The 25009-nt window shown below is 48.0% G+C and carries 22 protein-coding genes and 1 other annotated feature; of the genes, 18 read left to right on the top strand and 4 right to left on the bottom strand.

Annotation, left to right across the window (positions count from 1 at the left end):
- Positions 1–385 precede the first annotated feature (385 nt).
- Complete coding sequence (locus tag FD01_RS01335) at positions 386–1672, bottom strand: O-acetylhomoserine aminocarboxypropyltransferase/cysteine synthase family protein (RefSeq protein ID WP_056962337.1); 1287 nt, start codon at positions 1670–1672, stop codon at positions 386–388.
- A gap of 110 nt (positions 1673–1782) precedes the next feature.
- Positions 1783–2034, bottom strand: a binding site (T-box leader).
- Between the two features lie 375 nt (positions 2035–2409).
- Here FD01_RS01335 and FD01_RS01330 point away from each other — a divergent pair.
- The 9 genes from FD01_RS01330 (at position 2410) to holA (ending at position 13365) form a co-directional block, all read left to right on the top strand.
- Positions 2410–3588 carry an FtsW/RodA/SpoVE family cell cycle protein gene (locus FD01_RS01330; protein ID WP_056962336.1) on the top strand — a complete coding sequence of 393 codons (1179 nt, stop codon included), beginning with the start codon at positions 2410–2412 and terminating at the stop codon, positions 3586–3588.
- Between the two features lie 2 nt (positions 3589–3590).
- Positions 3591–7040 carry a pyruvate carboxylase gene (locus tag FD01_RS01325; protein ID WP_056962335.1) on the top strand — a complete coding sequence of 1150 codons (3450 nt, stop codon included), beginning with the start codon at positions 3591–3593 and terminating at the stop codon, positions 7038–7040.
- A gap of 13 nt (positions 7041–7053) precedes the next feature.
- On the top strand, positions 7054–7341 hold the full coding sequence (locus FD01_RS01320; protein ID WP_082611642.1) for a YlbG family protein: 288 nt from the start codon (positions 7054–7056) through the stop codon (positions 7339–7341).
- Positions 7341–7895, top strand: a complete 555-nt coding sequence (gene rsmD / locus FD01_RS01315) for a 16S rRNA (guanine(966)-N(2))-methyltransferase RsmD (protein WP_056962334.1) — start codon at positions 7341–7343, stop codon at positions 7893–7895. The genes FD01_RS01320 and rsmD overlap by 1 nt, the downstream gene beginning before the upstream one ends.
- Complete coding sequence (gene coaD / locus FD01_RS01310; protein ID WP_054713832.1) at positions 7892–8389, top strand: pantetheine-phosphate adenylyltransferase; 498 nt, start codon at positions 7892–7894, stop codon at positions 8387–8389. The genes rsmD and coaD overlap by 4 nt, the downstream gene beginning before the upstream one ends.
- A complete protein-coding gene (locus FD01_RS01305; RefSeq protein WP_054713830.1) occupies positions 8382–9416 on the top strand; it encodes a SepM family pheromone-processing serine protease in 1035 nt (344 codons plus the stop codon). Before coaD ends, FD01_RS01305 begins: the two co-directional genes overlap by 8 nt.
- Before the next feature lie 116 nt (positions 9417–9532).
- Complete coding sequence (locus tag FD01_RS01300; protein ID WP_054713828.1) at positions 9533–10189, top strand: helix-hairpin-helix domain-containing protein; 657 nt, start codon at positions 9533–9535, stop codon at positions 10187–10189.
- Complete coding sequence (locus tag FD01_RS01295) at positions 10186–12339, top strand: ComEC/Rec2 family competence protein (protein WP_056962333.1); 2154 nt, start codon at positions 10186–10188, stop codon at positions 12337–12339. The genes FD01_RS01300 and FD01_RS01295 overlap by 4 nt, the downstream gene beginning before the upstream one ends.
- A gap of 3 nt (positions 12340–12342) precedes the next feature.
- Entirely contained in the window at positions 12343–13365 is a 1023-nt protein-coding gene (gene holA / locus FD01_RS01290) for a DNA polymerase III subunit delta (protein ID WP_056962332.1), read from the top strand.
- 331 nt (positions 13366–13696) lie between these two features.
- Here holA and rpsT read toward each other — a convergent pair whose 3' ends face one another.
- A complete protein-coding gene (gene rpsT / locus FD01_RS01285) occupies positions 13697–13951 on the bottom strand; it encodes a 30S ribosomal protein S20 (RefSeq protein WP_054713819.1) in 255 nt (84 codons plus the stop codon).
- 270 nt (positions 13952–14221) lie between these two features.
- On the opposite strand from rpsT, the gene rpsO reads away from it, so the two are divergent.
- The 5 genes from rpsO (at position 14222) to FD01_RS01260 (ending at position 20017) form a co-directional block, all read left to right on the top strand.
- Positions 14222–14491, top strand: a complete 270-nt coding sequence (gene rpsO / locus FD01_RS01280; RefSeq protein WP_054713817.1) for a 30S ribosomal protein S15 — start codon at positions 14222–14224, stop codon at positions 14489–14491.
- 376 nt (positions 14492–14867) lie between these two features.
- On the top strand, positions 14868–16550 hold the full coding sequence (locus FD01_RS01275) for a ribonuclease J (protein ID WP_056962331.1): 1683 nt from the start codon (positions 14868–14870) through the stop codon (positions 16548–16550).
- An 80-nt stretch (positions 16551–16630) separates the two neighbouring features.
- Entirely contained in the window at positions 16631–17545 is a 915-nt protein-coding gene (locus FD01_RS01270; RefSeq protein WP_056962330.1) for a hypothetical protein, read from the top strand.
- Positions 17546–17749: 204 nt separating this feature from the next.
- Positions 17750–18940 carry an elongation factor Tu gene (tuf, locus tag FD01_RS01265; RefSeq protein ID WP_056962329.1) on the top strand — a complete coding sequence of 397 codons (1191 nt, stop codon included), beginning with the start codon at positions 17750–17752 and terminating at the stop codon, positions 18938–18940.
- 405 nt (positions 18941–19345) lie between these two features.
- A complete protein-coding gene (locus tag FD01_RS01260) occupies positions 19346–20017 on the top strand; it encodes a type 1 glutamine amidotransferase (protein ID WP_056962328.1) in 672 nt (223 codons plus the stop codon).
- A 44-nt stretch (positions 20018–20061) separates the two neighbouring features.
- Here FD01_RS01260 and yidC read toward each other — a convergent pair whose 3' ends face one another.
- Positions 20062–21036: a membrane protein insertase YidC gene (gene yidC / locus FD01_RS01255; protein WP_082611641.1), complete on the bottom strand. Its 975-nt coding sequence runs from the start codon at positions 21034–21036 to the stop codon at positions 20062–20064.
- A 57-nt stretch (positions 21037–21093) separates the two neighbouring features.
- The gene (locus tag FD01_RS01250; RefSeq protein WP_054713812.1) at positions 21094–21375 is read right to left on the bottom strand and encodes an acylphosphatase; all 282 of its coding nucleotides are present in this window, start codon (positions 21373–21375) and stop codon (positions 21094–21096) included.
- A gap of 74 nt (positions 21376–21449) precedes the next feature.
- Here FD01_RS01250 and FD01_RS01245 point away from each other — a divergent pair, with 74 nt between their 5' ends.
- The 4 genes from FD01_RS01245 to pheS all read left to right on the top strand — a co-directional run bounded on the left by FD01_RS01245 (position 21450) and on the right by pheS (position 25008).
- Complete coding sequence (locus tag FD01_RS01245) at positions 21450–22208, top strand: TrmH family RNA methyltransferase (protein ID WP_056962327.1); 759 nt, start codon at positions 21450–21452, stop codon at positions 22206–22208.
- A gap of 85 nt (positions 22209–22293) precedes the next feature.
- Complete coding sequence (locus FD01_RS01240; protein ID WP_054713810.1) at positions 22294–22794, top strand: HD domain-containing protein; 501 nt, start codon at positions 22294–22296, stop codon at positions 22792–22794.
- 156 nt (positions 22795–22950) lie between these two features.
- Entirely contained in the window at positions 22951–23316 is a 366-nt protein-coding gene (locus FD01_RS01235; protein ID WP_054713808.1) for a winged helix-turn-helix transcriptional regulator, read from the top strand.
- A 645-nt stretch (positions 23317–23961) separates the two neighbouring features.
- The gene (gene pheS, locus FD01_RS01230) at positions 23962–25008 is read left to right on the top strand and encodes a phenylalanine--tRNA ligase subunit alpha (protein ID WP_054713806.1); all 1047 of its coding nucleotides are present in this window, start codon (positions 23962–23964) and stop codon (positions 25006–25008) included.
- The last annotated feature ends 1 nt before the right edge of the window (position 25009 follow it).

The following is a 25009-nucleotide window of genomic DNA, read 5'->3' as shown; positions in this document are numbered from 1 at the left end:
TCCCCACTCGCCGGATCTCCGACTGCGGAGTGATGTAGGTGGTAAACCACCAACATCACTCTCACCACGTACCGGTGACCAGCTTCCGTCCCAATTTCAAATCACTTCCACTACGTTAGACCACTGACACCTGATGGCTACGAAACGTGTGATGCCAACGTGTATCTGCGATTACACGAGCTGACAGCGCGGTGGTTAGACATTTCAATCTGTAAGTTAGTCATATTTTCGGGCCGCTAAGCAATTGGTATGACTAACTAGAAGATGAAAACTACGCTTACGATGCCGGGCAGCGTAAGTTGATTTAAACCGCGTTTAAAGATGATTTAGTATTAACCACGCAAAAAGCGCCAACTCATGGGCACATGAGCTGACGCTTTTAAGGTTAGTCGACGAATTCCAAGGCTTGTTTCAAGTCATCAAGAATGTCGTCGCTGTTTTCGATCCCGATGGAAACGCGAATCAAATCAGGGGTGATGCCAGCTTCTTTGAGCTGTTCATCGCTAAGTTGAGCGTGGGTGGTGGAAGCTGGGTGGATGATCAAGGACTTGGCATCCCCGACGTTAGCCAACAAGCTGAACAATTCCAAATGGTTGATCAAGGTGATCGCCCCTTCACGGCCTGCTTTTAAACCAAAGGTGAAAATGGAGCCGGTGCCTTTAGGGAAGTACTTCTTGGCGAGGTCCGCATACTTGGAGCCCTTAGCTTCTGGGTAGGAAACCCAAGCGACTTTTGGGTTATCCTCTAAGAACTTCACGACTTTGCGGGCATTTTCCACATGGCGTTCAACGCGTAAGCTCAAGGTTTCAAAGCCTTGCAACAAATACCATGCCGATTGTGGGGCAAGGGTGGCACCAGTGTCACGCAAATGTTCCGCGCGAATCTTGGTGGTAAAGGCGGCGTCGCCTAAGTCCTTCCAAACGATCCCATTATAAGAAGCAACTGGGGTGGTAATTCCTGGGTAGCGACCGGAAGCTTCATAGTCGAACTTGCCGTTTTCAATCACTAAGCCGCCAAGCGTTGCGCCATGACCGCCGATGAATTTCGTAGCAGAGTGAACAATGACATCGACCCCGTAATCAAATGGGCGGATCAAGTAAGGGGTGGCAAAAGTGGAGTCCACGATCACAATAATGCCATGCTTGTGTGCTAAGGCAGTGACTTTTTCAAAATCGACAATGTTGATGGCAGGGTTGCCTAAGGATTCAAAGAAAATCACTTTGGTGTTATCTTGAATCGCATCCTCAAAGTTTTGCGGATCGTCGGGATCAACAAACGTGGTGGTAATGCCCAGCTTCTTGAAGGTTTCAGAGAATAATTCGACTGTGCCACCATATAAAGTTGAAGCAGCCACGATGTGATCACCAGAACCGGTGACGTTTAACACGGAAGCCGTGACGGCAGCAGCGCCTGAGGCTAAAGAAATCGCAGCCGTCCCACCTTCAAGAGCAGCAGCGCGGGCTTCAAGGGCGGCGTTTGTGGAGTTGGTCAAGCGGCCGTAGATATTCCCAGCGTCACGCAAGGCGAAACGATCAGCGGCTTGTTTGGCATCTTTAAAGACGAAACTAGCAGTTTGATAAATTGGGGTAACACGGGCCCCGGTAGCAGGGTCTGGTTGTTCTTGGCCGGCGTGAAGTTGTAAGGTTTCGAAGCGATATTGGTTTTCTGACATGTTTTGCACCTCATAGGTAGTTTTTGTTGTGTGAGAATTATCGGAGTGGGGCAGCTGGCTGGCCGGCCTGATCGCGGGGATAAAAAAATCCCGGATCCAAAATGAATTGGATCCGGGACGACATGTCGTGTTACCACCCGTTGTTTTGATCGTTATCGCTAACGACCACTCATCAGGTACATGTGGCCACACTGACACAGATACCTTAGCGCTTTAACGGGCGCTCCCGGACACGGCTTGCAACTTGTTCGCCGAATCACTGGCTCGAAGACCATTTTCGAACGCCTTGCGTGATCGACTTGCACCAAATGTCGACTCTCTTTGCACGCTTGACATTTTACTTATCTCGTCATTGCCATTTGTTGAGACTAACTTTAATCGCTCCCTCACCAAAAAGCAACCCCTTTTTAAAATGTTTTTTGAAAAAGTTTGTTTTGCAGGTTTTTGATGGCCGTCCGACAGGCTTAGCATCGGCACCAAGCCGATTAATCGGATTTTGACGAAATCAAAGCTGTTGAGTTCAAATTGGTTCGCGTTTAAACTGAAATATTCGATTGACCCAGATACTGAGTTCGGATTTTATTGTAACAAATATCAGCAACTTCGCTAAAGTTGCGGAAATTTACTGAAAACAATGGTAAAATAATGAGGATTCACAGCCGCAACTCGCGGTCCGCGATTTTTCAAGGGGATGTGATATAATTGAACCAACTTTGCCACGAAAGGGCGATTTGGTTGTGAAGAAGCTGCGTTATTTGGACTACTACATTCTAGTCCCGTACTTGATATTGATCGCGATCGGCGTGGTAATGGTTTATTCCGCCAGTGCTTATTGGATTCAAAACCAATATGGTCAAGCAGAGACCTCAGTGATGATTCGTCAGATTGCTTTTGCCGTCGCCGGGTTTATGATTGCCGCGTTTTTTTATTACTTCAAACTGGATGTGTTCACGCACCCGCGGGCTCAAAAGATCATGTGGATCGCCACGTTTGGGTTGTTGATTTATTTGACGGTTTTAAGTCACTTTCGGCCTAGTGCGGCAGTCAATGGTGCCACGGCTTGGATTCAGCTTGGCCCGATCCATATTCAGCCAACAGAACTCGCCAAAATGACCGTGATTTTATATTTGGCGCATATGTTTTCCAGTCGCCAAAAAACATTAGTGGATCCGGATTTTACGTTTAAACGTTTGAGCCAACCTTTATTGATGGTCGGATTTTGTATCTTGCTGGTGTTTTTTCAACCTGACACTGGTGGTGCGGCGATTATTTTGGGCATCACTGTGGTCATGTTAGCCGCTAGCGGTATCAAGGTGATTTACGGCGTTTCTTGGGCTGGCTTGTTAGCTGTTTTACTTGGAGCAGGCTACTGGGTCTTAAGCAATGTTTCATTTCCTAAGTCTTGGCAGCAGTCCTATCAAGTGCGGCGCTTATTAGCCGCGGTACACCCATTTGCGATGCGTAAACTAGAAGGTAATCAAGTGGTCAACTCTTTGGTTGCCATTGCACACGGAGGCTTTTTTGGAGTTGGTCTTGGCAACTCGAGTCAAAAGCTTGGTTATCTGCCAGAACCGTATACCGACTTCATCTTGGCCGTAATTTCCGAAGAACTCGGGATGGTCGGGGCACTAGTGGTCGTCGGCTTGATTTTCTTTTTGATCTTGCGTTTTTATTTGATCGGCGTTCGCGCCAAACATACGTATCAAGCATTGATCGCATACGGTATCGCGACGATGATGTTGATTCAAACCGTGTTCAACGTCGGCGCAGTGTTAGGGCTGATCCCAGTCACTGGGGTCACCTTACCGTTTATCAGCTATGGGGGCTCAAGTCTGTTGGTCTTGAGTGCTGCCATGGGGATCATGTTAAATATTAGTGCGCAACAACAGCGCGCAAAAGCGAAGAAAGAGGCGTAAGCATGCATAAAGTGTTAGTCGCAAACCGTGGGGAAATCGCGATTCGGATTTTCCGCGCGGCTGAAGAACTCGGTTTAAAAACCGTCGGCATCTTTGCCAAAGAAGACGAATTGGCAATCCATCGCTTCAAAGCCCAAGAAGCTTATCAAGTCGGGGCAGGATTAGCGCCGATCGCCGCTTATTTGGATATGGACGACATTATTCGCATCGCCAAAGAATCTGGTGCCGATGCGATCCATCCCGGCTACGGCTTATTATCTGAAAATGCAGAATTTGCTCGCAAAGTCCGTGCGGCAGGCTTAACGTTTGTCGGCCCACGTTCTGAATTGTTGGACATTTTTGGCGATAAAGTCGCCGCAAAAGTTGCTGCCATCAAGGCGGGTTTGACCACGATTCCCGGGACACCTGAACCGACGCGGGATTTCGATGAAATTCTTGAATTCACCCAAAAACACGGCTTCCCAGTGATGCTCAAAGCCGCCAGTGGTGGCGGTGGTAAAGGCATGCGCATCGTGCATTCTGAAGCGGAATTGCGCGAAGTTTACCAAAATGCCGTCAACGAAGCCAAAGCCAGTTTTGGCGACGACCGGATGTATGTTGAAAAATACATCAGGTCTGCTAAACACATTGAAGTGCAAGTCTTAGGGGACCAACACGGCCATTTGATCCACTTATTTGAACGGGATTGCTCGGTGCAACGCCGCAATCAAAAAGTGATCGAAATCGCACCTGCCATTGGCTTGCCGATCGAATTGCGCCAACAGATCTGCGACGCTGCGGTGAAGTTGATGAGCTCGTTAAACTACGAAAACGCCGGCACGGTTGAATTCTTGGTTGAGGGGTCGAACTTCTACTTCATCGAAGTCAACCCGCGCGTCCAAGTGGAACACACCATCACGGAATTGATCACCGATGCCGACATCGTACAGTCTCAATTGCGCGTGGCTGATGGCGCTGATCTGTATAAAGATCTGCACTTCCCACAACAAAAAGACATTACCTTCCGTGGTGCGGCGATTCAATGCCGGATCACCACTGAGGACCCTGCCAACAACTTCATGCCTGATACTGGCACGATTTCTACTTACCGTTCACCTGGTGGCTTAGGGGTCCGGTTGGATGTCGGCAATGCTTATGCTGGTGCCGTGGTATCACCTTATTTTGATTCGCTGTTAGTTAAAACTTCGGTGCACTCTGCCACTTTTGGCGGGGCTGTGCGCAAGATGCAACGGGCTTTGCGGGAATATCGCATCACCGGCGTTAAAACCAACTTGCCATTTTTACAAAACGTGTTGGATCACCCAACGTTCCAAGCAGGGGCTGCAGAGACGACCTTTATCGACAATACGCCAGAACTGTTCAACTTGCGTCCAGTGCGTTCGCGTTCTGGTGAGTTGATGGCTTATGTCGGTGAAATTACTGTCAACGGCTTCCCAGGTGTTGAACGTCACGAACAAAAATACTACCCAGACTGGCATTATCAACAACAATTCCCGAAAGGCCCAGTCCAATTGCCTGCCGCTAACGGTGGGTTGCCACAACTGTTGAAAGACCAAGGGCCCAAAGCGGTCACTGATTGGGTTTCAAACCACAAACAAGTCTTGTTGACCGACACCACCTTCCGTGATGCCCATCAAAGCTTATTTGCCACTCGGATGCGCACGCGGGATATGTTACGCGTTGCCCCGGATATGGCTAATGGGTTACCAAACTTGTTCTCCATGGAAATGTGGGGCGGGGCGACCTTTGATGTCGCTTATCGCTTTTTGAAAGAAGATCCATGGCAACGGTTGGCCTTATTGCGCAAAGCCATGCCGAACACGTTATTACAAATGTTGTTCCGTGGCAGTAATGCTGTCGGGTATCAGAACTATCCTGATAACGTCATTCGTCAATTTATCCAAACCGCGGCCAAAGATGGGATCGATGTCTTTCGGATCTTTGATTCCTTAAACTGGGTGCCACAACTGACCCATTCCATCGACGCAGTTAAAGAAACTGGCAAATTGGCTGAAGCGACCCTTTGTTACACTGGGGATATTTTAGGCGACAGTCATCCGAAGTATAACTTGCCATACTATGTCAACTTGGCCAAAGAATTGGTCAACGCCGGCGCAGATATTTTAGCAATCAAAGATATGGCTGGGTTACTGAAGCCAGAGGCTGGCTATGCCTTGGTTTCTGCTTTGAAAGATGCCGTCGATGTGCCAATTCATTTGCATACGCATGATACCACTGGTAATGGCATTGCCACTTATGTGCAAGCCGTCAATGCTGGCGTGGACATTGTGGATGTGGCGCAGTCTGCCTTTTCTGGGACGACCAGTCAGCCTTCCATGGAATCTTTGTATTACGCCTTGGCTCACAACAATCGTCAGCCAGAAGTCGATATCGATCACGCGCAAAAGCTGAATTCTTATTTCCAAAGCATTCGCCCATATTATGCTGACTTTTCAAATGGCGTTACCGGTCCTTTAACGGATATTTATACCGTGCAAATGCCAGGGGGTCAATACTCCAACTTGCAACAACAAGCCAAATCCATGGGCTTATCGGACTTTGGTGCCGTTAAGCAAATGTATCAACAAGTCAACGACTTATTCGGCGATATCGTTAAAGTGACCCCAAGTTCTAAAGTGGTTGGCGACATGGCATTGTTCATGTTACAAAACAAATTGACCTCAGCAGATGTCTTGGATCACGGTGAAACCATCGACTTCCCAGAATCTGTGGTCAGCTTCTTTAAAGGCGATTTAGGCCAACCTGCTGGCGGCTTTCCACAACCATTGCAAGATAAAATCCTCAAAGGCCAAAAGCCATTGACAGTGCGGCCTGGTTCCAAGGCTTTGCCAGTGGATTTTGAAGCCGTCAAAGCGGATCTGATCAAAGGCGGTTTGGCAAAACCATCTGAAGAAGATGTGTTGTCAGCGATTTTGTATCCTGAAGTCTTCAACCAATACTTGGCAGACCATACCAAATACGGACCAGTGACGACGTTAGATTCCCCAACGTACTTCCAAGGGATGCGTTTAGGTGAAACCATTCATGTGGCAGTCCGTCCTGGGATCATGTATATCATGCGCTTAGATGCTGTCGGTGAACCTGATGCCAATGGCTTGCGGACTTTATATTTCACCATTAACGGGCAAAAACAAGAAACGCAAGTCCAAGATGCGAAGAGTCAACACTCCACATCTGCGCATCAATTGGCAGAGCCGACCAACAAGAATCAAATCGGTGCGCCAATGGGTGGTCGCATTGTGTCCATCGCAGTTGTTAGTGGGCAAACGGTTCATGAAGGCGACGACTTGTTTGTCACTGAAGCGATGAAGATGGAAACGACGGTGCATGCGCCATTTACTGGCCGCATCGAGCATTTGTATGTTGAAGCAGGCGACTTGGTCCAAAGCCAAGAATTACTCGCCATTTTGAAACCAGTGGCCAAAGATTAAGGTGGTCTTGAATATGTTGGCAGTCACCAAACGTGTCGGGCTAGTGGTATGGGTCTACTCCTTAAAGCAGATCCGTGCCTTGCGCCATTACGGCACTGTGATGTATGTCTCAAAAAAAATGAAATATGTGTACTTGTATCTGGATCAAGATCAAGTGGCAGACACGCAAGCCAAGTTGCAAAAACTGCGCTTTGTAAAGTCGACGGAAGTGTCGATGCGCCCAGAACTGGCCACTGAATACGGCCCAGACCAAGATACGGCGATGAATCGGCTGAAAAAGGCCGCTCAGGAGGAAGCCTAATGCGTGTGATCACAGGAGACTTTCGCGGGTTGAAATTGGAAGCTGTGCCAGGCAATTTGACGCGCCCGACGGCTGACAAAGTCAAAGAGTCGATGTTTAATATGATCGGCCCTTACTTTGATGGCGGTGAAGTGCTGGATCTGTATGCCGGCACTGGGGCATTAGGCATCGAAGCGGTGTCTCGCGGAATGAGTCATGGGACATTGGTCGACCGCCAATATGCGGCGATCAAAACTATTCACCAAAATTTGGAAAAAACCCATGCCGCCGATCGCTTTACCGTGATCAAAGCGCCAGTGGACAAAGCGATGCACAATTTAGCTGGGCATCACTTCGATTTGATCATGGCCGATCCGCCTTATGCCAAACAAGAAGTCTTGGATCAATTGCAAAGCTTTCTTGAATTGGATCTCTTAACCGATGATGGCATCGTCTTGCTGGAAACTGGTTTAGACTTGCAATATCCAGACGCGATTTCAGGCTATGACATTTTGCGGCATCAAACTTATGGCGTCGCTCAAGTGTTGATCTTGCAAAAGGCGGTGACAAAATGACGCGCAAGGCGATTTTTCCTGGAAGTTTTGATCCGTTTACTAACGGGCATTTGGATACCGTGACGCGGGCGGCTAGTTTATTTGATGACGTGATCATCGCTTGTATGACCAATATCAAAAAGCACCCGTTATTCAGCGCCGATGAAAAACAAGCGTTGATTCAAGCGGCAGTGGCAAACTTGCCAAATGTCAAAGTTGTGGCTTTGCCGCATCAATTGACCGTGGCCTTTGCCCAGTCGCTTGGGGCCCAGTATATGGTCCGTGGTTTGCGCAGTCCGCAAGACTTCGCCTATGAAGCCGACGTTGCCACCATCAACAGCCAATTAGCACCGCAAGTGGAAACCGTGTTTTTGTTGGCAGATCCTAAGTATCGGAATTTGTCCTCCAGCATGGTCAAAGAAGTGGCGAGTTTTGGGGCGGATGTGTCAAAACTGGTGCCAGCAAATATCGCGCAAGCTTTGAGCGAAAAGTTTGGTGGGGATCATCATGCGTAAACGTTGGTGGGCTGTCATTGGCTTGGCAATCGTCGCGCTGGTTTGGCTGTTTTTATGGCCGACAGGCAAATACGTTGAAGTGCCAGGCTCGGCTGAATCGCTGAAACCTTATGTGAAAGTCGCCGGCATAAAAGATACCGCCAAAGGCAGTTACATGTTGACTACAGTTGGTATTGTCGGGCCAGCGAGTCCGGCAGTGTTATTGTGGGGCAAGTTGCAACCTTATGCTGAAGTCGATGCCCAAAGCGACTTAATGGGGGATGATTCCAGCGCAGAATATGATGCCTTGCAGCGCTACTACATCAAATCTGCTGCCGATAATGCGATCGCTGCTGCCTTCAAAGCTGCCAAAAAGCCTTACACCATCGATCACTTAGGCATTTATGTCATGAGTGTGCTGAAACATTCGCCTTTTGCCGGGAAACTGGCCTTAGGCGACACCATCACCCAATTGGATGGCAAGCATTACACCACCGCAGACGCTTATGTCAAGGCGATTCAACAGCGTCAAGTCAGGTCTTCGATTACGTTGACTTATTTGCACAAAGGCAAAACTCATCATGCGACGGGAACGCTGATGCAACTACCTGGTTCAAAGAAAGCCGGGATCGGCATTACTTTGACAGAAAACACGAAAACCACCACGAAGCCGAAAGTGACCATTGATGCGGGATCAATCGGCGGACCGAGCGCTGGTTTGATGTTTGCCGTGCAAACTTACACGCAGATCACGCATTCGAACTGGCGCCGCGGTCAAAATATTGCCGGGACTGGGACCATCGATGCTGATGGTACGGTCGGTCAAATTGGTGGCATCGACAAGAAAGTTTATATGGCCAATAGAGAACATGCCAAAGTTTTCTTTGCGCCGAACGACGCTGCCACGAAAAAAATATTGAAACTCGACCCGAGCTATCAAAATAATTATGCTGTCGCCAAAAAAACCGCCAAGCAGTTGCACAGCACGATGAAAATTGTGCCAGTGCATACCTTGCAAGACGCGTTAGACTACTTGCGCACGCGTTAAGTTAAAATCACTTGATTGAGGGATTCTCGATCAGGTGATTTTTTGATTAAATTTTGATGAGTGAAGTATCAAATCCCCTTTAAATTGCAAAATTTATTAGTAAGGAGGGTTTGGGCATGGAACAATTCAAAATTTGGGTCAAACAATACGGCGTGATCGCTGTCCTAGCGCTAGGTGGCCTGGGGTTTATTTGGTGGCAAGGGCAAAGTGCGCCTGCTACCAATGACTTGGCACCGGTGGCTGAATCTGGCAGTATCGTCGTCAGTAGCAGTGCCAGTAGCAACTCATCGAGTGCAAGCAGTATCCCACAAGCGGGCTATGTCGAAATCAAAGGGGCAGTGGCCCATCCCGGTTTGTATCCAGTCGATGGTAGTACCACGCGCTGGGATGCGATCGTTAAAGCCGCCGGCGGATTAGCAAGCAACGCAGATGCGTCAACCATCAATTTAGCGGCAGTGGCGCATGATCAAGAAAGTTTGTTGATTCCAATCAAAGGAGCAACGACAACTGATGCGTCAAGAACCCCACAAACTGCTAGTAGTGGGGGCGTGACTGGAAGCACGAATACCAGTGGTGACTTGGTGAATCTCAACACGGCAACCAGCGAAGAATTGCAAACGTTAAGTGGCGTGGGGCCGAAGAAAGCCGAAGACATCATCGCCTATCGCGATGCCAACGGCGGTTTTCAGTCGATCGATGATTTAAAATCTGTCTCTGGCATTGGCGACAAAACCTTTGAGAAACTGGCACCTTTTATCACGGTGGGGCCATGAATGGGCGCGTGTGGCCGCTAACTGCGGCATTTTTAGCCGGGATCTTGTTTTTTGTTGGGCCAGCTTGGGTGGGTGTTATCTTGGTGAGCTGGACCTTATACAAAACTCGGCGTTTATTGGGCTGGTGGTTATTGGTTGCTTTGGTTGGCGGTGCGTTAGTCGGTTATCATGAGCAACAGTTGCAAAAGACGCCGCCGCTCCCCCAAGGTCAAATTCTCGTGATGCCGACCAGCTGGACAATCACTGGAACGTTCGTGCGTTATTTTGGCACTGCTGCAAATGGGGTCCCCACCAGTGGTAGTGCGAATGTGTCAGAAACAGTCGCAGATCAATTGCGCCAGTTACATGAGCCTGTGAGCGTCACCGTCAAGAAAATACCTATTCGCTTGTCAGGTGCGCGCAATGAATATGAATTTGATTATGCCAATTATGCTTGGGCGCAAGCGCATCAAGCCTATCAACAACCGACTGAGCCACTGGTTTGGCGAATCCGGCCCGCTCAAAATTTAAGCGAATGGTTATACGGGGTGCGTGCCTGGTTGCTCCGCCGAATTGAGTCCTTGCCTGCACATGTCAGCCGTTATGCCAAAGGCCTGTTATTAGGACAAGTCGATGGGGATGCAGATGGCATGCGGCAAACGTTTATTGCGCTGGGGATTTTTCATTTATTTTCGGTTTCAGGCTTACATTTATTTGCCTTGATTGGCGCTGTGTATTGGTTAAGCGACCGCCTGCGGATTCCCAAAGAAGCAATCGATTGGGCGCTGATTTTTAGCTTGCCGGCACTGTTGAGCTTGATTCCGCCAGGTGCTGGTATTTTGCGAGCAGTGTGGATGCGAGTAGGTTTGAGTTTGAACAGTCGCTTGCATTTGAATTTAGGGACTGTTGACGTTTTCAGCATCGTATTGGCAGGTAATTTATTGTGGCGACCCTTGGTGTTGCATACGTTTGGTGGGCAATTGACCTATTTGCTGACTGGTGTGTTGATGTTGTTACCAGAAATGCCAGCCTGGCAATTGGCTTGGCGTTTAGTTGGCACCAGTTTGCCGGTGGTGGTAGCGCAAACTTATCGCATTCATTTGTTAAGCGGGTGGTTTAATTGGTTGTTGATGCCGGTTTTTGAATTAGCGGTGATGCCGTTGTTGGTCTTTGTGATAATCTTTCCTCAAACTGGTTTGACCAATGGCTTAGAGTGGGCGTTGACTCAAGGTGAAAAAGGGCTCACTGGATTAGCAAATTTACCGGGATTGGTCGTGTTTGGGGCAGTGCCTGGAACTTTGGCGATCATCGGGGTGATCATTTTTTTGATCAGCACCGCGCAACATCGACTCAGATATTTTATCGTGTGGTTAGCAGTGGCTTATGTCGCGGCGAATTGGCATCCCCAAACGCGGGTGATCGTGTTTGATGTGGGCCAAGGCGATGCAATTTTGATCGAAGGGGCCAACAAGTCGGGCACGATGTTGGTGGACACTGGCGGACGAATTTTTGGCACCAGTACCAACCCGCCTGCATTGCGCGTGATCCTCAATTATTTGTATGCGCGCGGGTATTCGCACTTGGACACCTTGGTGTTGACCCATGCCGATGCAGATCATGTTGGAGATGCAGCAGTTTTGACCGAGCAAATCCCTGTGAATATGATGATCTCAACGCCATTAGCGATTGATCAACCCGTGATTCAAAAAGCGGCGCAGGGACAGGTCAACCAGTGGCGCACAGTTTTAGCTGGCGATACCATTCATGCTGGCTTGATTTCAATGCAGGTGGTGGCGCCAAAATCCACCGATGCCACGGAGAAAAACGCAGATTCGATCGTGCTATATGGTAAGATAGATAACAGCAATTGGCTGTTGACTGGTGATGCGGATGCAGGGGTGGAATCTCGCGAATTAATCCCACAACATTTAGCCGTCGACTATTTAAAAGTCGGCCATCATGGCTCTAGCACCAGCTCAAGTCCAGCCTTTATCGATCAATGGCATCTCAAAGCGGCTTTAATTTCAGCCGGCGTGAACAATCGCTATGGGCACCCGACGCCGCAAACCATCGCAACATTGGAAGCGGCGGGTGATCCTTGGTATAACACGGCAACCAGTGGGATGCTTTGGATTGAAAATGCGCAACTACATCAATTTTTAAAGGAGTAATCTATGCGAGTCCCTGAATTTTTGCAAAGCTTGACGAAAAATAAGCCGCCATTGGTGGTTTTATTAGGGACTGAATCCGCACTGCAACAACAAGCCCTTGACGCTCTAAAAGCGTTGATCCCTGAGTCAGAAGCAACCATGAATTTCGCGACTTATGACATGCGACAAACCCCGGTTGCTGTGGCGCTTGATGATGCCGCTTCGCCACCGTTTTTTGGCGATTATCGTGAAGTGGTGATTCAAGATCCATATTTTCTCACCGGGGAGAAAGCGACCAGCAAAATCGTCCACGATCTCGATGCGCTGACAGCTTATTTTAAAGCACCGGTGGATTCGACAATCATGGTATTAGTCGCATCTTATGCTAAGCTCGATGAACGCAAACGTTTGACGAAGGCGCTGAAAAAATCAGCGGTGGTCGTTGACTTGGCGCCACTTGATGAACGTGCGGCAAAAACTGCGGTCACTAATGCGTTACGCCAACAAAAAATCAACGTCACGCCAGATGGCATCGCGACTTTGGCACAGCGTAGCAATGCGAATTATTCTGTGATGATGGCGCAATTGCCGAAATTGTCGTTATATGCCGCTAGTGGCGCTACTTTGGATGCTTCGGCGGTGTCACAACTGGTGCCTAAGCAGTTATCTGACCGTGTTTTTGATTTGGTCAGTGCGGTGTTAGCGAGGAATGTAACGGAAGCCCTCAGTATTTATCGCGATCTTTTACTGCAAAAAGAAGAACCGATCCGCTTAAATCCCTTGTTGATCAGTCAATTCCGATTACTGTTACAAGTCAAGATCTTGGCCAACAAAGGCTATTCTCAAGGCAGTGTCGCGCAAACACTAAAAGTTCATCCATACCGGGTGAAGTTGGCTTGGCGCAGTGCTGAACGGCTGAATCCAACTGCCTTGCGTCAGGCATATCTGGGCTTAGTGGATACTGAAGCGGGGATGAAGACGGGTCAAGTGAATAAAGAATTGGCGTTTGAGTTATTTGTTTTACAATATGCGGCCAAGCGCAATTAAAAATGCGACTTCACAGAAAAGGTGAGGTCGCATTTTTGATTTGGATCATCCTCGCGTTTTGAAAAGCAACGTCGACGCAGTTAGCTACGACTGAGACATCGAGTCAAAATCGGACTCAACGCCTCAGTCTAGGTAGTCTGATCGACTAAACCCGTTTTTCAAAACTCTGGGCACAGCGTCGTGGTTTTCAAAACAACGCACCTACGAATAGCTACGTATGCGACTTCGAGACAAAGAGCGTCTCAAAGCCTCACGCTAGGCTATCCTTGGTGCTAAACCCGTTTTGAAAACCACTGGACAAAAAAAGCTCCGCCGAAGCGAAGCATCGCGATTACTTGTTCAGTAATGCGGAAAGACGGCTCTTATCGCGGCCGGCTTTGTTCTTGTGGATCAAGCCTTTAGTTTCGGCTTTATCGATGGCGCGAGTTGCATCCTTTAATAAGTCAGCAGCGTTGTCCGCACCAGCTGCTTGGGCAGCCTTGAACTTCTTGATCGTGCTACGCAAAGCGCTGGATTGCGCTGCGTTAGCTTGGCGTGAAGCTTCTTGAGTCTTCACGCGCTTGATAGCAGATTTGATTTGTGGCATGAGGTTCACCTCCGGAGTTTATTAGTTGATACCATGGTTTTTGCTTCAACAGCAAACATTATACCTAAGCCTAGAAAGCATTGCAATAAAAACCGTAAAGGAAAATTGCTTGATAGCAAATTTTCCCAAAAAGGTAAAAGGGAAAAAACTTGCATTTTCCGCATGAGTCTTGTAAAGTTAACGAGTACTTTTGAACCTGTCACTTAGCTTTGCGGTTCACCGCGCAATTCTCAGTCTCAGGCAATTATATTTGAAAGGTGGAAATAACTCATGGCTATTTCACAAACACAAAAGAACGAAATCATCGCTAAGTTCGCACGTCACGAAGGCGACACTGGCTCACCAGAAGTCCAAATCGCGGTTTTGACTGCTGACATCTTAGCATTAAACGATCACTTGGATGTTCATCATAAGGACCATCATTCATATGTTGGTTTGATGAAGAAAATCGGCCAACGTCGTAACTTATTACGCTACTTGCGTAACAAAGATATTACCCGTTACCGTGACCTCATCAAGGCTTTAGGTCTGCGTCGTTAATATCCAAGAAGCACTCAGGAAAATTTCCTGGGTGTTTTTTTGTGCGCAAAGCACTTCAAAGCGGGCTTAGCACCAAGGCTAGCCTCACGAGCGCATTTGAGCTGGTTTATGGTTCAAATGCGCTCGTGAAGCTGGACGCAGGTGCATTGATTTGAAGGGCTCGACGATGTCCAGCGCTTATTGAAGTGTACTGAGCAATGCACAGTGGCGTTGCTTTTCAAAACTCGACGAAGATTCCCGGCAAAAGACCGATTCATTCCCGAAAACACTTGCATCCAGCAAGCATAGGTTTTCTCATGTGGGTGTGGTACACTAGTTGTTAGGAAAAACCGTGACCGCGAATTAATGCGGTGATAATTTAATATGAGGTGAAACCATGACGAAAATCAATCTGGTTGCCCTCGGTGGTGTGCGTGAGAACGGTAAGAACATGTATGCTGTCGAAGTGGACGATCAAATTTTTGTTGTCGATTTTGGGTTAAAATATCCTGACAACGAATTATTAGGGATCGATATTGTGATCCCAGACTTAACTTACTTAGAAGAAAATGCCGATCGCATTGCAGGGATCTTCTTGACTCACGGCCATGCCGATGCCATCGGGGCGCTGCCATACTTTTTGGCGGAACATCAAGTGCCCGTGTTTGGGAGTGAATTGACCATTGCCTTGGCCAAGCTCACCACCAGCTCGCATCCTGATGCCAAGAAGTTCAAAGATTTCCATGTCATCGACGAAAAGTCGGTGATCGATTTTGGCAATGTGTCGGTATCTTTCTTCCGTACGACGCACAGCATTCCTGGCAGTTTGGGTATCGACATCCAAACGCAGGCTGGCCAAATCGTCTACACTGGCGATTTCAAGTTCGACCAAAGTGCGCGCCCAATGTATCGCACTGATTTGGCGCGTTTGGCCCACATCGGCGAAAACCGGGTTTTGGCTTTGTTATCTGACTCTGCCAATGCAGAATCACCTTACACCAATGCTTCTGAACGCGAAATTTATGGCACCATTAAAGAAACCTTCAAATATCACACTGGCCGCATTATCGTGGCAGGTGTAGCGTCCAACATTGAACGGATCCAACAAGTGCTTGATGCAGCTGCTGCTAACGACCGCCGCGTGGTATTGACTGGGCGCGATGTGCAAAAAATCGTTAAAACGGCCATCAAGATGAAATATATCAAGTTGCCAAACAGCGACATTTTGGCGACGACCAAAGACCTCAAAGAACTGGCCCCAGAACAAACCGTCATTTTAGAAACTGGGCGCATGGGCGAACCTTTGAAGTCCTTGCAACGTATGGCGACCTCTAAGCATCGCTTGATCCATATTCATGAAGGCGACTTGGTGTTCATCACCACCACGATTTCGCATGCGATGGAAACCATGGCGGCCAAAACCAAAGACTTGATCTACCGCGCTGGTGGGGAAGTCAAAACCGTCAGCGATACCTTGCATGCTTCCGGTCACGCCAACAAGCAAGACTTGCAATTAATGCTCAACTTGTTGCGGCCTAAGTTTGTGGTGCCTGTGATCGGTGAATACCGCTTGCTGGCCGCGCACGCTGAAATCGCGCATGAAGTCGGCATTCCTTATTCTCACATTTTCATTCCTGCCATGGGCGACATTTTGTCCATTGAAAAAGGCAAGATGCACAATGCAGGACACGTGGATGCTGGCAACACCATGATCGATGGCATCGGGGTTGGCGATATCGGCAACATTGTGTTGCGCGACCGCAAGATGTTAGCAGAAGACGGGATCTTTATTGCGGTGGTCACTATCGACCGCAAAAAGAAGAAAGTCGTCGCCCATCCCAAGATTCAATCTCGTGGGTTTGTTTACATGAAGACATCCAAAGACCTTTTGCAAGAATCTGCCAAATTGGTCACGGAATCGATCCAAAAGAACCTCGATCATAAAGAATTTGATTGGAGCACTTTGAAACAAGCTGTTCGCGATGATTTGAGCCACTTCTTATTTGATCAAACCAAGCGCCGTCCGGTGATCTTGCCTGTGATCATGGAAGTTAACCAAAACAGCGCCAAGCGCCAATAATCCGTCAACAGCACTGCTGAGCCTATCGCTCGGTGGTGCTGTTGCGCACTAGTAAGGGAAAATTGAAAGGAGTCTCGGTTTTGGGAAAAGTTGTGACCATGCCAAACAACTCGAGTCGGCATTTAATTTTAGGGACACGGGCCTTGCATAGTGAAAACTATGCCAGTGCTGTGGCTCATTTAGAAAAAGCCTTCAAAGAAGCCCCTGATTTTGAAGTGGCGAAATTATTAGTGGCGGCAGAAAATGGGTTGAAACAACCGCAAGAAGCTGTTGCATACTTATCTGAGTACATGGAAGATTTCTTAAGCTCTGAAATTGGTACCACCACGATTTACGACACGCTGTTGGCGTTACCAGATTATCGCTTTGCCTGGGCGGTGTTACATCATGTGGCACCGACGCAAAAAGCGGAAATTCAAACGCGCATCGAAACTGCCGAAGCCAAAGACCTTGCCGCTCACGCTGATGAAATTAATGATTTGGCCAAGCAATTGCGCCACTTAGGCGGTTTCTCGGCGCATGAGCAAGAAAGCATGTTGCAATCACTGGGGCGTTTGCCAAAAGCACAGCTGATGGCATCGGCGGCAACAAATTTAGTCGATCCTGATGTTCATCCCGCAGTGCGCATCAGCTTATTAGATGCACTGACGGCAGTGGGGGATGACCGTGAAGTGCAAGTCCTCGGCTATCAAACCCAAGGCACCGTGGTTCCAAACGTTTTGCCAGGGGTGTTAAGTGACCCGACGTTGCTGGCAGTGTTAAATCAAGTTCAGCTGCAAATCGGGCTGAATGATCCCGAACTGATGAAGGCAACGGTTGAAACCCTGCGCTTTGAATTAGGATATTTATATCCATTTATCGACAAGGCAATCGATGATCCGAAACATTTTGCCGCCAGTTACTTGCATCAAGAATCAAACACGGTGACCCCAGCCGAGCGAGCCTTATTCAATTGGCTCCAACAACAAACAGGCAAGTTAATGGATATGGCATAATGACGGGATTTTGCTGTAAATGAAAAAAACTTGACGCTATGCCTTTACAAAGTCGTGGATTCTAGATATAATCATTTTCGGAATTCATTTCCAGCCGAAATTTTCCCTTTGGAGATTCGGCGTGAATGTAGTACACTATAACGTAGAGTATACATGGCGTATGCTATGTCACTTTGCACAAAAATACAGGAGGTTCGTTTTTTCATGGCTGAAAAAGAACACTATGAACGCACTAAGCCCCACGTAAACATTGGTACGATTGGGCACGTTGACCACGGTAAGACTACTCTGACCGCGGCTATCACCAAGGTACTTTCCGAAAAGGGTCTTGCTAAAGCGCAAGATTACGCATCTATCGATGCTGCCCCTGAAGAAAAAGAACGTGGTATCACAATCAACACCGCGCACGTTGAATACGAAACCGAAAAGCGCCACTATGCGCATATCGATGCCCCTGGGCACGCGGACTACGTTAAGAACATGATTACCGGTGCTGCTCAAATGGACGGTGCGATTTTGGTTGTTGCGGCTACTGATGGCCCAATGCCACAAACTCGTGAACACATCCTTTTGGCTCGCCAGGTTGGTGTTGACTACTTGATCGTTTTCCTTAACAAGACTGACCTTGTTGATGATGACGAATTAACTGACCTTGTTGAAATGGAAGTTCGTGAACTCTTGTCCGAATACGATTTCCCTGGTGACGATATTCCTGTTCTCCGTGGTTCTGCCCTCAAAGCGCTTGAAGGCGACCCAGAACAAGAAAAAGTTATCATGGAATTGATGGACACGGTTGATGAATACATCCCAACTCCAGTTCGTGATACTGACAAGCCATTCTTGATGCCTGTCGAAGACGTCTTCACTATCACTGGTCGTGGTACTGTTGCTTCTGGTCGTATCGACCGTGGTACTGTTAAGATCGGTGACGAAGTCGAAATCATCGGCTTGAAGCCAGACGTGATCAAGTCCACTGTTACGGGTCTGGAAATGTTCCGTAAGACTTTGGATCTTGGTGAAGCCGGCGATAACGTTGGTGTCTTGCTTCGTGGTGTTAACCGCGACCAAGTTGAACGTGGCCAAGTTTTAGCTAAGCCAGGTTCCATCCAACTCCACACTAAGTTCAAGGGTGAAGTTTATATCTTGACTAAAGAAGAAGGTGGCCGTCATACGCCATTCTTCTCCAACTATCGTCCACAATTCTACTTCCATACCACCGACGTTACCGGTGTTATCGAATTACCAGATGGCGTAGAAATGGTTATGCCTGGCGATAACGTGACCTTCGAAGTTGATTTGATCAGCCCAGTTGCGATCGAAAAAGGTACGAAGTTCACTGTTCGTGAAGGTGGCCGTACTGTTGGTGCCGGTGTTGTTTCCGAAATCATGGACTAACATCGATGCCACGAAGAACACTCTGCTTATGCAGGGTGTTTTTTTGTGCCCAGAGCTTTTCGAAGCGCCCTCAGCAATGCGGGTAGCCTAGCTCAATTAGTTTAGCGGCTTTTTGCTCGACCAATTGAGCGTAGCAAGCCGTCGGTGCGTTGCTTCGAAAAGCTCGACGTTGTCCAGTCTATGTCTTTGGGAAGAGAAGTGATGGGCTGCAATCATTTTGCTTCACGCCACGCCACTTTTTTCAATTGAGACAACACGCTCGCAAAAGTCTTTTGCTTGAGTGCGTTGCAGTCGATCTCGTTTGATTCGTCTGCTGGAAGCGGGTATACTGACTCTCATTAAGGGCACTTGTCGGCGGTGCCGGATCAAATTGCCGATGACACTGAACAGTGTGGAAAGGGTACTATGCGCATTAATATTTTACAGCACACACCAAATGAAGGGCCTGGCGCGATTTTGACTTGGACCCAGGCGCGAGGACATCAAACGTTTGTCTACCATCCTTACCAATTTGGCCAAATCCCGACTGCCGATGAGACAGATGTCTTGGTGTTATTAGGAGGGCCGATGAGCCCTAATGATGACTTGCCGTGGATCTTGCAAGAACGAGAGCTGATTCAAACCTTGCTCGATGCCGATAAGCCGATGCTTGGCGCTTGTTTTGGGGCGCAACAGATCACCAAGGCCTTGGGTTATCCTGTGTCTAAAGCGCCAGCTAAAGAAGTTGGGTGGGCACCAGTGTACTTGCGAAGTCACGCCATTGCAGGCCTTCCTGAGCAGTTGACACCTTTACATTGGCATGAAGAAATGTTTGAGATCCCTGAAAGTGCAGAATTGCTTTATTCTAGTGACGCTGTGAAGAATCAAGGCTTTGTGCTGGGTCATCACATTGTCGGATTGCAATTTCACCTCGAAGCGTTGGCGGATAACGTCAGAGAAATGGTGGTCAATGACTATCCATACCTAGAAGGGTCAGTACTTGGACAAACTGCGGAGGATATTTTGAAGCGACCAGTCCCGGTTGAAAACCAACAGGCCATTTTCGAGATCTTGGACTTTATCACGGAAAGAAAATAAAAAAGCGCCTCGTCGATTACAATTTCGACGAGGCGTTTCCGTGGTTAATGACGATGTTGTTTCCCGGCGTTACGGTTTTGCTTACCGGAATTACGATTATTTTTCGTGATGCCTGGTTTGGCTGGATCAAGTGGCGCGGACACAGCAGGTTCAACAGGAGCATCGAAGGTGTGTTCATCCACCACGATCACTGGTGGGTTCTTTTCCATTTCCGCATCCAAGCGTTTGCGGATGTTTGGCGTGATGATGTAAGTGACGATCAATTGTTGAATCATGATGATCACCCCACCAGCCAAGAAGTAAAGCCCTAAGCCGGCGTTATACATCAAACAGAACACGAAAGTCATGATCGGGGAGATCAAGGCGCTGGTTTGCATCGCCTTGCGTTGTTCAGGCGCGACGCCTTGCAGCATCACCCAACTTTGCACCAAGTAGAAGGCCGTTGCGGCAAAGGTGATGATCAAACTAGAGTGTCCTAACTGAATCCCAAAGAAGGTACTCTTGGAGATTTCAGGGGAGTAGGCCACGGCTTGATACAAACCTGAGAAAATTGGCAGTTGGATCAGCAAAGTCAAGCAACCCATGGACGGGATCATGCTGGTGCCGTTTTTCTTGTAAACTTCTTGCATCATTTGGTTTAAGCGCATGGTTTCTTCCTGAGTGATACCAGGCTTTTTCATTTGCTTTTGAATGATGTCCAGTTGCGGTTTTAAAATCTTTTGTTTTTCTTGGCTGGCGGTCATATTGCGTTGTTGGTTGAGCATGGCAGGCAATAAGACCAAACGCACGACCAAGGTGATCAACAAGATGGCGATCCCATAGCCGTTAGGGTTGTTTAAACCTTGGGCAATCCATTCCATCAAGTGTTGCAAAGGTTTGCCGATAATGTTGTAAAACATCCCGAAAAATCCTGTTGGTGGCTTCATGGTGCCAGATGTCGCTTGTTGCTTACAAGCCGTTAAAAACAACCCTAAGCTGGCGATGCCACCCAGTGTCGCCCATTTTTTTATTCTATGCATGTTGTCTATCCCTTCATCCGTTACTGCCAATAACTATACTTGACAGGGCCGCGGGTTTCAATACTTGACTTGAAACTCGTCATAAGGGAAGTCCTTATCCAGCACGTGTTCTTCGTAAGTTGCCACGCGACCACTAGGCGTTGGGCTGGCTTTGACGGCGGCAGCAAACTTGGCCATATTCAACGCCGGGCCTTGCGCTTCGATATACACCGAGCCATCCCAAAGATTTTGGACAAAGCCGCGGATTTTTAATTGATCAGCGACGCGCTTAGTCATCCAGCGAAAGCCGACGCCTTGCACCATGCCAGTGACGCGCATTGATTTTGTAATTTCTACCATTGCGAACCCTCCAAGCCTATTTTATCACAACCACAAGACTGTTATACTCAAGAAGAAACCTGAGGAGGGTCATTATGGAATACATTGCATCACCAAAAAACGAACACATCAAAGCCGCCAAGAAATTAACGGTTAAAAAATATCAAAAAGGCGGCGACGCTTATTTGTTGGAAGGCTGGCATTTGGTCCAAGAAGCAATCAAATCTGGGCAAACCCCACGCCGGATCTACGCGACGGAAAAATTCATCGAAGAACGCGAATTGCGGCCTTTTTATGAATTGATCACCGAAATCAGCCCAGAAGTGGCCAAGCATTTAGCTGAAACGCCAACGCCACAAGGTATTTTTGCCATTATGCCGCGCGAGCTTGGCTCGTTGCCTGAACAATTGAGCGGGCAATACTTGTTATTAGACGGCATTCAAGATCCTGGTAATGTTGGGACCTTGGTCCGGACTGCCGACGCGGCTGGGATCCATCAAGTGGTTTTTGGCAACGGCACAGCAGATCCGTTCAATCCCAAAGTCTTGCGCGCCATGCAAGGCAGCCAGTTCCATGTCAACATCACCCAAGCGCCATTGAACGGGGTGATCAAGGATCTGCAAACTGCTGGCATGCCAGTTTTCGGGACGGAATTGAATGTCAATGCCAAGTCTTATCGCGACGTCGAACCACGCGACAATTTTGCCTTGATCGTCGGTAATGAAGGCAATGGCATGGACAAGGCGTTGCTTGAAGAAACGGATACGAACTTGTACATCCCGATCAAAGGTTCAGCCGAATCGTTGAATGTCGCGATCGCAGCGGCTGTGGTGATGTTCCACTTAACTGCTTAAGAATATGTAAACTAGCTACCAAATTAAAATAGACCTGTTATAATGAATGCGTGTTGAACAATTACCGCATAGAAGGGGCTTTTGAATGAGCACTAAGCTTGATTGGACTCAAGACGCGGAATATCGCAGCTATGTTGACGACTTGCTGGCACAACCTGCCGTGCAAAAACTCGCCAACTACACGCAGCACCATTATTCTGATCGTCTGACTCACTGTATCAGCGTTTCTTACCAAAGCTATTTGCTGGGCAAGAAGTGGCATTTGAATGTTCGCGCACTCGCTCGAGCAGGTCTGTTGCATGACTTGTTTTATTATGACTGGCGGGTGACTAAGTTCGATTTAGGCACCCATGCCTACATCCACCCGCGCATCGCTTTGCGCAACGCGGAGAAGTTGACGGATCTAACGCCGATGGAAAAAGACATCATCATCAAGCATATGTGGGGGGCGACCTTGGCATTGCCGAAGTATAAAGAAAGCTTCGTGGTGTCGTTAGTGGATGATTATGCGGCGATGGACGAAGTTGTGGTCCCAATGTTGCATAAAATGCGCCACCCGTTAGCACACCGCCTGAATAAGGCCTAAAACAAGTCAATCGTCTGAGGTCTAGTCACTTGTGGCTGGGCCTTTTTAATTTGCTATCATTAAATTAGCCGAATAAGTTGCATTTTTCTGTGGTTGCGTTATAGTGATACTATACAAAGGTAAGTGTGTAAAACACTATTTTATGAGGTGACCATGATGGAAACAACAGTAGCAACTAGCAATTGTACCAATACCCGTAAACACTCGCTTTGCCCGAAGTTTACTGAAAGCTTCAAGATCTTAGGCAAAAAGTGGAACGGCATGATCTTGGAAGTCTTATTGACCAATGGCGCATCTCGCTTCAAGGACATCGCCCAAACCATCATCAAATGCTCCGATCGCGTCTTAGTTGAACGTTTGAAGGAATTGGAACAAGAAGGTTTGATCAACCGCGTGACTCACGAGAACTCTTCTTTGATCGAATACGTCCTCACTGATAAAGGTGAAGCCTTAGCCCCAGTTTTACAAGCGGCCCATGCTTGGGGTGACGACTGGATCTCTGACGAAGAATGCGAAGACTAAAGTAATCAATGGCTCGGACATGGTGTCTGGGCTTTTTATGATGGCTTCGATGGTCCGGTAGTTTGAAGTCGACGGCTAATCCCGACGTACTGTGCAGTTTGTCGATGTATATTGACGTGACACCTAGTGGCTCACAAAGACGGTGAAGTAGGGTGAATGCGTTTGGAAATTGGGACGGAAGCTGGCCGTCGGTGCATAGTAAGAACGCAGTTGGCGATTTATCACCTACTGCATTCCGCAAGTCGAGATCCACTTTGCATATGAGCGTCGCGAATATGCAAAGTTAGCTCGGCTTCGGACCCTTACTATGCATCGGCGAGCCAGCTGAAGTCCCAATTTTCATGCGCCCCCTTGACGAACGTGAAAATTTTTGCTAGCCTAAACTTAACTTAACAATTTAAATACGTTGAAAGAAACGCAAGCCGGCGGCCCAGTTAGGGAACAGCATTCATTGACTGCAAGATGCTGATGGGATCATGGCTCGTATTCATTTCTGGAGTAGGTGGCTTGCCACCCGGTATTGCCGTTAATGCTAAGAGTTGTGATGTCTTTTTGACATTGAACAAGGGTGGTACCGCGATCGCTTCGTCCCTTTTTGGGGCGGGGCTTTTTTTGTGCCATCAATTACACAAGGAGGATTCCACAATGGATCTCAAGTCTAAGCTGGAAGAACTGTTTGAACAAAATCAAGCCAAGATCAAAAGTTTACATGATCTTGACGAACTGAACCAAACCCGGATCAACTTACTGGGTAAAAAAGGGCCGATCACTGAAGTTTTACGCGGTATGAAAGACCTTGACGCCACTGAACGGCCAAAAGTTGGCGCTTATGCCAACAAAATCAAAGACAACTTGCAAGATGTTATCGCTGAACGCAAGGCCGTGCTTGAACAAGCTGTGATCGATCAAAAACTCAAACAAGAAACCATCGACGTGACCTTGCCCGGAGATGTTGTCAAAGCCGGCACGCCGCATATCCTCACCCAAATCATGGATGACATTGAAGAATTCTTCATCGGCCAAGGCTATCAAGTGATCGATGGCCCAGAAGTCGAAGAAGATCATTACAACTTTGAAATGCTCAACATCCCCAAGAACCATCCCGCCCGCGACATGCAAGATACTTTCTACATGGGCAATGACTTGCTGATGCGTTCGCAAACTTCTCCAGTACAAGCCCGCACGCTTGAAGTTCATGACTTCTCCAAAGGCCCGTTGAAAATGATCTCGCCAGGCCGCGTTTATCGTCGTGATACTGACGATGCGACGCACTCTCATCAATTTCATCAAGTCGAAGGCTTAGTGATCGACAAGCATATTACGATGGCCGACTTAAAAGGGACCTTGTTAGCGGTGGCCCAGCATGTCTTTGGTAAGGACCGCACGATCCGCTTGCGGCCAAGTTACTTCCCATTCACCGAACCTAGTGTTGAAGTTGATGTGTCTTGCTTCCGTTGCGGCGGCCGTGGTTGTGCGATTTGCAAATACTCTGGCTGGATCGAAGTCTTAGGTGCCGGCATGGTGCATCCTAACGTTTTGACTAATGCTGGGGTGGATCCGAAAGTCTACGGTGGCTTTGCCTTTGGCTTAGGCCCTGATCGTTTTGCGATGCTCAAGTACGGCATCGACGATATTCGCAGCTTTTATCAAGGGGACCAACGTTTCTTGTCCCAATTCCAACAGGAGGGTTAAA

This window comes from Lacticaseibacillus manihotivorans DSM 13343 = JCM 12514, assembly GCF_001435035.1.
GTDB classification, from domain to species: domain Bacteria; phylum Bacillota; class Bacilli; order Lactobacillales; family Lactobacillaceae; genus Lacticaseibacillus; species Lacticaseibacillus manihotivorans.
Note: the sequence above shows the minus strand (reverse complement) of the source record. Positions and strands in the feature narration are given on the sequence as shown.

What these genes read in the sequence shown, in the direction of transcription:
- holA (WP_056962332.1), top strand. Translation starts at nt 12,343, where the DNA reads ATGCGAGTCCCTGAATTTTTGCAAAGCTTGACGAAAAATAAGCCGCCA.
- FD01_RS01295 (WP_056962333.1), top strand. Translation starts at nt 10,186, where the DNA reads ATGAATGGGCGCGTGTGGCCGCTAACTGCGGCATTTTTAGCCGGGATC.
- pheS (WP_054713806.1), top strand. Translation starts at nt 23,962, where the DNA reads ATGGATCTCAAGTCTAAGCTGGAAGAACTGTTTGAACAAAATCAAGCC.
- coaD (WP_054713832.1), top strand. Translation starts at nt 7,892, where the DNA reads ATGACGCGCAAGGCGATTTTTCCTGGAAGTTTTGATCCGTTTACTAAC.
- FD01_RS01335 (WP_056962337.1), bottom strand. Translation starts at nt 1,672, where the DNA reads ATGTCAGAAAACCAATATCGCTTCGAAACCTTACAACTTCACGCCGGC.
- rpsT (WP_054713819.1), bottom strand. Translation starts at nt 13,951, where the DNA reads ATGCCACAAATCAAATCTGCTATCAAGCGCGTGAAGACTCAAGAAGCT.
- FD01_RS01260 (WP_056962328.1), top strand. Translation starts at nt 19,346, where the DNA reads ATGCGCATTAATATTTTACAGCACACACCAAATGAAGGGCCTGGCGCG.
- yidC (WP_082611641.1), bottom strand. Translation starts at nt 21,036, where the DNA reads ATGCATAGAATAAAAAAATGGGCGACACTGGGTGGCATCGCCAGCTTA.
- FD01_RS01240 (WP_054713810.1), top strand. Translation starts at nt 22,294, where the DNA reads ATGAGCACTAAGCTTGATTGGACTCAAGACGCGGAATATCGCAGCTAT.
- tuf (WP_056962329.1), top strand. Translation starts at nt 17,750, where the DNA reads ATGGCTGAAAAAGAACACTATGAACGCACTAAGCCCCACGTAAACATT.
- FD01_RS01235 (WP_054713808.1), top strand. Translation starts at nt 22,951, where the DNA reads ATGGAAACAACAGTAGCAACTAGCAATTGTACCAATACCCGTAAACAC.
- FD01_RS01275 (WP_056962331.1), top strand. Translation starts at nt 14,868, where the DNA reads ATGACGAAAATCAATCTGGTTGCCCTCGGTGGTGTGCGTGAGAACGGT.
- rpsO (WP_054713817.1), top strand. Translation starts at nt 14,222, where the DNA reads ATGGCTATTTCACAAACACAAAAGAACGAAATCATCGCTAAGTTCGCA.
- FD01_RS01325 (WP_056962335.1), top strand. Translation starts at nt 3,591, where the DNA reads ATGCATAAAGTGTTAGTCGCAAACCGTGGGGAAATCGCGATTCGGATT.
- rsmD (WP_056962334.1), top strand. Translation starts at nt 7,341, where the DNA reads ATGCGTGTGATCACAGGAGACTTTCGCGGGTTGAAATTGGAAGCTGTG.
- FD01_RS01250 (WP_054713812.1), bottom strand. Translation starts at nt 21,375, where the DNA reads ATGGTAGAAATTACAAAATCAATGCGCGTCACTGGCATGGTGCAAGGC.
- FD01_RS01300 (WP_054713828.1), top strand. Translation starts at nt 9,533, where the DNA reads ATGGAACAATTCAAAATTTGGGTCAAACAATACGGCGTGATCGCTGTC.
- FD01_RS01245 (WP_056962327.1), top strand. Translation starts at nt 21,450, where the DNA reads ATGGAATACATTGCATCACCAAAAAACGAACACATCAAAGCCGCCAAG.
- FD01_RS01320 (WP_082611642.1), top strand. Translation starts at nt 7,054, where the DNA reads ATGTTGGCAGTCACCAAACGTGTCGGGCTAGTGGTATGGGTCTACTCC.
- FD01_RS01305 (WP_054713830.1), top strand. Translation starts at nt 8,382, where the DNA reads ATGCGTAAACGTTGGTGGGCTGTCATTGGCTTGGCAATCGTCGCGCTG.